We start from the raw sequence: 7,940 nt of genomic DNA on the forward strand, positions 1-7,940 counted from the left end.
AATCGAACTAGCGAATAGTGGACGCCGCAGAGTTCGGGTTCGCTGCACCAGTCGGGGTCTTAACCATGCGCGTGGTCACCGGAGTTTCCTCGGAGGGGCCGTACTTCTCCAGAAGCGTGGAGGCCTCCTGGGCGGTAGCACCCTGGGAAGTCTCAGCCAAGTGCTTCAGGTTCTCCGGAAGCTCAAGCCCGCGGGCTTCCATGGCCTGCACGTAGAGGCGGCCAGCGCGGTAGGAGGAGCGGACCAGCGGGCCGGACATGACGCCGCCGAAGCCGAGCTCCTTGGCCAGCTTGGAGTGCTCCACGAATTCCTCCGGGCGCACCCAGCGCTCGATCGGGTGGAAGCGCGGGCCGGGGCGCAGGTACTGGGTGATCGTGATGATGTCGCAGCCTGCCGAGCGCAGGTCGCGCAGTGCTTCCTCAATCTCCTCGGCGGTTTCGCCCATGCCCAGGATGAGGTTGGACTTGGTGATCAAACCGAAGTCGTGGGCCTGGCGGATGACGTCGAGTGAACGCTCATAGCGGAAGGCCGGGCGAATGCGCTTGAAGATGCGCGGTACCGTCTCCAGGTTGTGGGCGAAGACCTCAGGGCGGGCTTCAAAAACCTCTTGGAGCAAATCCGGCTTACCGGAGAAATCCGGGGTGAGGTTCTCCACGCCGGTGTGTGGGTTGAGCTCATGAATCTTGCGCACCACCTCGGCGTAGAGCCAGGCACCCTCGTCGGGCAGATCATCGCGGGTCACGCCGGTGATGGTGGTGTAGTTGAGATCCATCTCCTGGATGTTCTCGGCGACGCGGCGCGGCTCGTCGCGGTCCAGTTCCGCTGGCTTACCGGTAGCGATATCGCAGAAATCACAGCGGCGAGTGCACTTGTCGCCGCCGATGAGGAAGGTAGCCTCGCGCGATTCCCAGCACTCATGAATATTGGGGCAGCCAGCCTCCTGGCACACAGTGTGCAGAGAAGCACCAGACACGCGAGATTTCATGTCCTCATAACCAGGGCCGGTGCGAACCTGGTTGCGGATCCAGCGTGGCTTCTGTTCGATGGGCGACTCCGCATTTTTCTTCTCAATGCGGAGCATCTTGCGTCCTTCAGGCTTAACAGTCACGGAACCTCACTTTACGCGTTAGAGTTAGCTCTTCCTAATACAAGTCCTGCGAGAGCCGGGTTTATTCCACCGAGGGTATCTTCTATTTTCCTTCAGCTGCTTTGCGGGCTTGGCGCGCCTTCTCGTTGGCCACCTTGATGGGATCAGGCGCCGAAGCAAAGGTGTGGTCGGCCACGGTAAGTTCGCCGGAAAGGGCTTTGAGGAGGGCGTCGAGAAGCGGCGCTTCCGCTTCCTGAATGGTGACCTCGCGGCCAAGCTCTAGCGAGAGGGTTGACACGTCGGCATCGTCGATGCCGCAGGCGACGATGTGCTCGTAGTATTCCAGGGTATTGGTGCAATTGAGGGCGAGGCCGTGCATGGTCACGCCGCGGGTAATGCGGATGCCCAGGGCGCCTAGTTTGCGGTCGCGCTTCGGAGCGGCCGGATCGGCGGCGCGGGTGGTGGAGGGGACCCACACGCCAGAGCGGCCATCGATGCGCCCGGCGGTGCTCACGCCGAGTTCACGGACGGCCTGGATGATGGCTTCCTCGAGGCGGCGGACGTAGTCAACGACGTCGACCGGCTCCGCCAGCTTGATAATGGGGTAGACCACCAGCTGGCCCTCACCGTGCCAGGTGATGCGCCCGCCGCGGTCAACGTCAATGACCGGCAGGCCATTATCGGGCATATCTTCCGGCTGGGTGCGCTTGCCGGCGGTGTAGACGTTGGGGTGCTCCACTACGAGGATGACATCCCCCTGCGTGCCCGCCGCCCGCGCCGCGGCGAGCTCGGCCTGCAGATCCCATGCTTCTTGGTAACCCATGCGGCCCAAGCGGCGGATCTCCAGTGGCTCGTCAGAAGCGCGGATGGAGCGGTCGGCGGGAAAGAAAGGTTCGCGGGGAGCAGTCATGAACCCAATCCTAAACCCCGCGATAAATCAGCCCGAAAGGGGCTGAGTGTGCGCTGCTCAAGCGTTGTTTTAGTCAACGCCGTTGGCGGAGGCGTATTCGTCGGCGGTCATCAGCTCGCCGACCTCAGAGACCTCGACCTCGAAGAGCCAGCCCTCACCGAAGGGGTCGTTGTTGATGATGGCGTAGTCATCGTGCACGGCCTCGTTGACGGCGGTCACGGTTCCGGTGACCGGGGAGTAGAGATCAGACACGGACTTGGTGGACTCGACCTCACCACAGGTCTCGCCGTGCTCGACGGTATCGCCCTCGGCCGGCAGCTCGGCGAAGACGACTTCACCCAAGCGGTCAGTGGCCACGGAGGTGATGCCGATGCGGACGGTAGAACCAACGACGGAGTCAGCGGTGGCGTTGATCCACTCGTGGTCCTCGGAGTAGGAAAAATCGGAAGGAAGATTAGCCATGAGAAGGAGTGTCCTTTCGGTAGTTGACTTCAGTAGTGGAGTTTACTTATCGCGCTTGTAGAAGGGCAGCGCGGAAACCTCGAAGGGGTAGCGCTTGCCGCGGATATCCACCTCGACGGCCGCACCCGGCTCGAGGCCAGCTGCGGTATCGATGAGCGCGAGCGCTACTGGGTGTCCCAGGGTAGGGGAGGGCTGGCCGGAGGTCACCGTGCCTACCTTGTTCTCACCCACGTAGACCTCGGAGCCCGCACGGGCCGCGCGGCGCTGGGAAGAGACCAATCCGGTGATAACGGCCTGCGGGCCTTCCTCAGCGCGCTGGCGCAGCACCTCAGAGCCCACGAAGTCCTGCTCCTTCTTGGCAAAGGCGCGGGACATCCCGGCTTCTACCGGGGTGATATCGCGGGTGAGCTCGTTGCCGTAGAGCGGCATGCCCGCCTCCAAGCGCAGGGAGTCGCGCGCTGCCAAGCCGCAGGGCTTAATACCGTATTCCTCGCCGGCCTTGAGCAGCTCTTCCCACAGCTCCGGGGCATCGGAGTTGTAGACGATGAGCTCGAATCCGTCCTCGCCGGTGTAGCCGGTGCGGCAGATAAACGCGTACTTGCGGGCCACCTTGCCGGTCATTGCAGCGTAGTAGGGCAGGTCCATCACGGCCTGCTGCTTGGTGTCCTCCACCAGCGGGACGAGGATCTCCAGCGCCTTCGGGCCCTGGACGGCAATCATGGCTACATCGCGGGACTCATTCTTCAGGTCCACGTCGAAGCCCTCAGCGCGCTCGTTGAGGGCCTCCCACACGGTGTCGGCGTTGCCGGCATTGGGCACGACCAGGAACTTGGTTTCTTCCAGGCGGTAGGTGATGAGGTCATCCATGATGCCGCCATCCTCAGCACAGATCATGGAGTACTTCGCCTTGCCCTCCTTGAGAGGCACCAGGTTGGAAATGAAGCAGTAGGAGAGGAACTCGGCGGCGTCTGGGCCGTTGACCCAGATTTCACCCATGTGGGACAGGTCGAAGAGGCCCGCGGCATTACGCACCGCGCGGTGCTCCTCAAGCTCGTTGTCATACTTCAGCGGCATTTCCCACGGCCCAAAGGGCGTGAAGGTAGCGCCGAGTTTCTCGTGCTCAGCGTGCAGCGGGGAGTGCAGGTAGTCAGTCATTGATTAAACCTCCTGGTTCTCGTCGGAGTAGTCAAAGGCCTCTGGCGGCGGGCAGGTGCACACCAGGTTGCGGTCACCGTAGGCCTCGTCGATGCGGCGTACCGGCGGGAAATACTTATTAGCGCGCAGGGAGGTCACCGGGTAGGCGGCCTGCTGGCGGCTAAAGGCAAAGTTCCACTCGTCGGCGGCGACGGACTCGGCGTTGAACGGTGCATGGTGGATGACGGAGTCCTCGTAGGCCACCTGGCCGTCGATAATCTCCTGGATTTCGGCGCGGATGGAGCGCATAGCCTCGATGAAGCGGTCCAGCTCACCCAGGTCCTCGGACTCGGTGGGCTCCACCATGAGGGTGCCGGCCACTGGGAAGGACAGGGTCGGCGCGTGGAAGCCGTAGTCCACAAGGCGCTTGGCCACATCGGCGGCGGTGACGCCGGAGGCGTCGGTCAGCGCGCGCAGGTCAAAGATGCATTCGTGCGCCACCAGGCCGGCATTGCCCGTGTACAGAACCGGGAAGGAATCCTTGAGGTTCTGCGCCAGGTAGTTCGCGCCGAGGATGGCGTGGCTCGTGGCTTCCGTGAGCCCTTGCGCGCCCACCATGGCCAGGTAGGACCAGGAGATTGGCAGCACGCCGGCTGAGCCGTAGCGCGATGCGGTGGACGGCACGCCGGTTCCCTCCACGGCCGGCTGCGCGGGGTCCAGCTGGGGGTCGTTGGCATCCGTCGGCAGGAAGGGCACCAAGTGCTTGGCGACGCCCACCGGGCCCACACCCGGGCCACCTCCGCCGTGCGGGATGGTGAAGGTCTTGTGCAGGTTGAGGTGGGAAACATCGCCACCAAAGACGCCCGGGCGGGCCCAACCGGCCAGCGCGTTCATGTTCGCGCCGTCGATGTAGACCTGGCCGCCGGCTGCGTGGACCTTGTCGCAGACCTCGCGCACCTCGGGGTCGAAGACACCGTGGGTGGAGGGGTAGGTAATCATGATGCCGGCGACGTGCTCGCCGTGCTGCTTGAGCTTGGCGTCGAGGTCGGCGACGTCAATGGAGCCGTCGTCAGCGGTCTTGACCACGACGACGCGCAGGTTGGCCAGGGTCGCCGAGGCCGCGTTGGTGCCGTGCGCGGAGGCCGGAATGAGGATGACATCGCGGCCGTGATCGCCATTGGCAACGTGGTAGCGGCGGATGGCCAGCAGGCCGGCCAGCTCACCCTGGGAGCCGGCGTTGGGCTGGATGGAAACCTGGGCGTAGCCGGTGATTTCCGCGAGCCAGGACTCGAGCTCGTCGATCAGCGCGCGCCAACCAGCGGTGGTCTCTTCCGGGGCATACGGGTGGATGCCCGCGAACTCCGGCCAGGAGATGGGCTCCATGGCGGAGGTGGGGTTGAGTTTCATCGTGCACGAGCCCAGCGGGATCATCGTGCGGTCGAGGGCCAAGTCCTTATCCGCCAGGGTGCGCAGGTAGCGCAGCATCTGGGTCTCGGAGTGGATGGAGTTGAAGATCTCGTGCTGCAGCGGAGCCTCGGAGCGCTGCACGGAGGACGGAATCTCGAAGGAGCCAGACGCGGCTGGCTCGGAATCAGCGGAGTCTGCGGCGCCGAAGGCAGCGGCCAGGGTGTTGACATCCTCGTTGGTGGCGGACTCGCCGAAGGAGACCGAGACCTTGTCCGTGCCGATGGCGCGCACCAGATAGTCCTGCTCCTGCAGCTGAGCCTTGATGGCAGCGGCATCCACGCCGGTGACGGTCACGGTGTCGAAGAAGTCGCGGGAGATAATCTCCTTGCCCGCGTCGGTGACTGCTGCAGCGAAAGCAGACGCGCGGTCGTGCACGCGCTGCGCAATCTCCTGCAGTCCCTGCGGGCCGTGGTAGACGGCATACATGGAGGCCACGTTGGCCAAGAGAGCCTGCGCGGTACAGATGTTGGAGGTCGCGCGCTCGCGGCGGATATGCTGCTCGCGGGTCTGCAGGGCCAGACGGTAGGCGGGGCGGCCGGCGGCGTCCTTCGACACACCCACGATGCGGCCCGGAAGCTGGCGCTTGAGCTTATCCGTGACGGACATGAAGGCCGCGTGCGGGCCACCAAAGAAGAGCGGGACACCGAAGCGCTGCGAGGAGCCGAGGACGACGTCTGCGCCCATCGAACCCGGAGCCTCCAGAAGGAGCAGCGACAGCGGGTCAGCCACGACGGCAGCTAGGGCGCCGCGGGTGTGCAGCTCCTCGATGGCAGCGCGCGGGTCGACGATATCGCCCTCGGTTCCCGTGTAGGCCAGAACTGCACCGACGAGGTCTTCGCCGACGATGCCATCGCGGACATCAGCAATCTCGACCTCCAGCTCGATGGCGCGGGCGCGCTCGGCGGCCACGGCGAGAGCCTGCGGGTGCAGGCGCGAATCCAACAGCACGCGGCGGCCCTTCTTCACCGCGCGGGCCATCAGACCCACGGCTTCGGCGGTGGCGGAGGCTTCGTCGAGAAGCGAGGCGTTCGCGATGGGCAGTCCGGTGAGGGACTCAATCATGGTCTGGAAGTTCAGCAGTGCCTCGAGGCGGCCCTGCGAGATCTCCGGCTGGTAGGGCGTGTAGGCGGTGTACCAGCCGGCATCCTCCAGCAGCCCGCGGCGAATGACCGCCGGGGTGAGGGTATCGGAGTAACCCTGGCCATAGAAGGACTTCAGCACGACGTTCTGGGAGGCGTACTCGCGCAGCTTCGCCTGCGCATCATCTTCGCTCAAAGCCTCCGGGAGGTTCAGCGCTTCGGTAGCGCGGATGGAGGTCGGCAGGGCGGCATCGACCAGCGCGTCTATGCTGTCATAGCCCACTGCCTTGAGCATCGTCTCACGCTCAGCTGCATCGGGGCCGAGGTGACGAGAGATGAAATCCATATGGTGAATCTCCTTCGTGGCGATAGTTTGTGTGACCTAAACTGCCCACAAGTATAAGGCGTATGCCATGACATTAACCCCGGTTACCCCTTAAAGCGGAGGCGCAGCGCCACGGCAGTCAGCGCCGCGACAGCGAGTCCAATGATGAAGGCGGTGGAATAGCCTGTGACAGGGCCCAAAAGCGAGAGAATGAAGGGGGCAAAGAAGCCCAGATAGGTCAGCGAATAAAACACCCCCGTTGCTGCCCCAAGCTCCGCCGGGTGCGCGATGGCTTGGGTTTCCGCGAGACCGCTGAGCATGCCAATTCCATAGGAGCTGCCCATGATGATGGCCGCGAGAGGCAGAAGGAAAACTGCCCAGTTATATTCCGCCGCGGCGAGGATGACGAGGCACAGGGCCATGCCTATAGCGGCTAGCACCATGCCGTGGAATGCCGTGACGCGAATGCGGCCCGCAAGCTGTTGGATTACCACGCCGCTGCCCATGGTGAGTAGGGCACACAGGCCAGCGATGAGAATGGGGTGGCGCAAGTGCTCGCTGAGCTGCGCGGGCAGGAAGACGAAGGCGGTGGTGGCGGAGCCGAAGACCCACGGTGCATAGGCCACGACCGGTAGGTAGCGGGGGCTAAGCAGGCTGGTGGGGATTAAAGAACGGCGCGATGAAGCCGTTTGGGCAGATCTCTGTTCTGGCACGGTCCACACGAGGGGGACCACGACGAGCGCTAGGCCGATGTGCAAGAGATAAGGAAGGACGGTGGGCCAGGGGAGGAACTCTGCGGCGATACCGGCAACGCCAGGTGCTGACGCGAAGCCAGCTGACAAAGCAATGGAAGAACGCTTCGCACCAACGCTGAGGTGGGTGCTGAGCTCCTTGATCCACGCAGCGCCGGAAGACATAGCGAAACCCACGGCGGCGCCAGCACACAAGCGGCCGATCAACAAGGGGAGAAAGGCGCCGCCTGCACCGCCAAGGAAGACCAAGGAACCAGTGGTGGTGATGAGGACGGCCGGGCGCATGATGGCGCGGCGGCCCAGCGAATCGGAAAGTGGGCCGCCGATGAAGAGAGCCACCATGATGCCGAGGGCATAAATGCCGAAGAGGAAGGTCGTCTGCAGAACTCCCAGCTCGGTGGTGACTTGGTAGACCACGACCATCGGTGCGAAGAGATTAGCGCCGCAGGCGACGAGAAACATGCCGAGTGCGACGCGGAACCACTTCTGAGAAATCATGCGGCACAGTCTAGTGCGCTGAATCACAGTGGTCAGGTCTTGGTGGCAAGACGCTTAAAGAAAACGCGCCAAACTGCCAAAGTTAGCGCCTGAAAACCGGGGCAATAGTTTTGGCAGATAGGGCAGTTGCGGCGCCACTGAGCGATGTCACCGAGCTGTGTTTGCGGGGGTGGAGGAAAGCCGGGTGGAAAACGACGAAGCTCCCCCGCCACAGTGGCGGGGGGGC

6 protein-coding genes are annotated in these 7,940 nt (G+C 63.8%); all 6 read right to left on the reverse strand.

From position 1 onward, the window contains the following. Positions 1-7: 7 nt before the first annotated feature. Positions 8-1,081: a lipoyl synthase gene (gene lipA, locus HMPREF2537_RS06295; protein WP_070526590.1), complete on the reverse strand. Its 1,074-nt coding sequence runs from the start codon at positions 1,079-1,081 to the stop codon at positions 8-10. A gap of 109 nt (positions 1,082-1,190) precedes the next feature. Next, on the reverse strand, positions 1,191-1,997 hold the full coding sequence (lipB, locus tag HMPREF2537_RS06300) for a lipoyl(octanoyl) transferase LipB (protein WP_070526593.1): 807 nt from the start codon (positions 1,995-1,997) through the stop codon (positions 1,191-1,193). Between the two features lie 69 nt (positions 1,998-2,066). After that, positions 2,067-2,459 (reverse strand): glycine cleavage system protein GcvH, encoded by a 393-nt coding sequence (gene gcvH, locus HMPREF2537_RS06305; RefSeq protein ID WP_070526596.1) that lies wholly within the window; start codon positions 2,457-2,459, stop codon positions 2,067-2,069. 42 nt (positions 2,460-2,501) lie between these two features. Then, entirely contained in the window at positions 2,502-3,614 is a 1,113-nt protein-coding gene (gcvT, locus tag HMPREF2537_RS06310; RefSeq protein ID WP_070526600.1) for a glycine cleavage system aminomethyltransferase GcvT, read from the reverse strand. Between the two features lie 3 nt (positions 3,615-3,617). Beyond that, positions 3,618-6,485: an aminomethyl-transferring glycine dehydrogenase gene (gcvP, locus tag HMPREF2537_RS06315; protein ID WP_070526603.1), complete on the reverse strand. Its 2,868-nt coding sequence runs from the start codon at positions 6,483-6,485 to the stop codon at positions 3,618-3,620. 83 nt (positions 6,486-6,568) lie between these two features. Then, positions 6,569-7,714 (reverse strand): MFS transporter, encoded by a 1,146-nt coding sequence (locus tag HMPREF2537_RS06320; RefSeq protein WP_070526606.1) that lies wholly within the window; start codon positions 7,712-7,714, stop codon positions 6,569-6,571. Positions 7,715-7,940 lie beyond the last annotated feature (226 nt).

Source organism: Corynebacterium sp. HMSC074E01, assembly GCF_001808885.1.
GTDB lineage: Bacteria > Actinomycetota > Actinomycetes > Mycobacteriales > Mycobacteriaceae > Corynebacterium.

Excerpts from the sequence above, each read along its gene's own strand:
- gcvH (WP_070526596.1), bottom strand. The coding sequence starts at position 2,459 with ATGGCTAATCTTCCTTCCGATTTTTCCTACTCCGAGGACCACGAGTGG.
- HMPREF2537_RS06320 (WP_070526606.1), bottom strand. The coding sequence starts at position 7,714 with ATGATTTCTCAGAAGTGGTTCCGCGTCGCACTCGGCATGTTTCTCGTC.
- lipA (WP_070526590.1), bottom strand. The coding sequence starts at position 1,081 with ATGCTCCGCATTGAGAAGAAAAATGCGGAGTCGCCCATCGAACAGAAG.
- gcvT (WP_070526600.1), bottom strand. The coding sequence starts at position 3,614 with ATGACTGACTACCTGCACTCCCCGCTGCACGCTGAGCACGAGAAACTC.
- lipB (WP_070526593.1), bottom strand. The coding sequence starts at position 1,997 with ATGACTGCTCCCCGCGAACCTTTCTTTCCCGCCGACCGCTCCATCCGC.
- gcvP (WP_070526603.1), bottom strand. The coding sequence starts at position 6,485 with ATGGATTTCATCTCTCGTCACCTCGGCCCCGATGCAGCTGAGCGTGAG.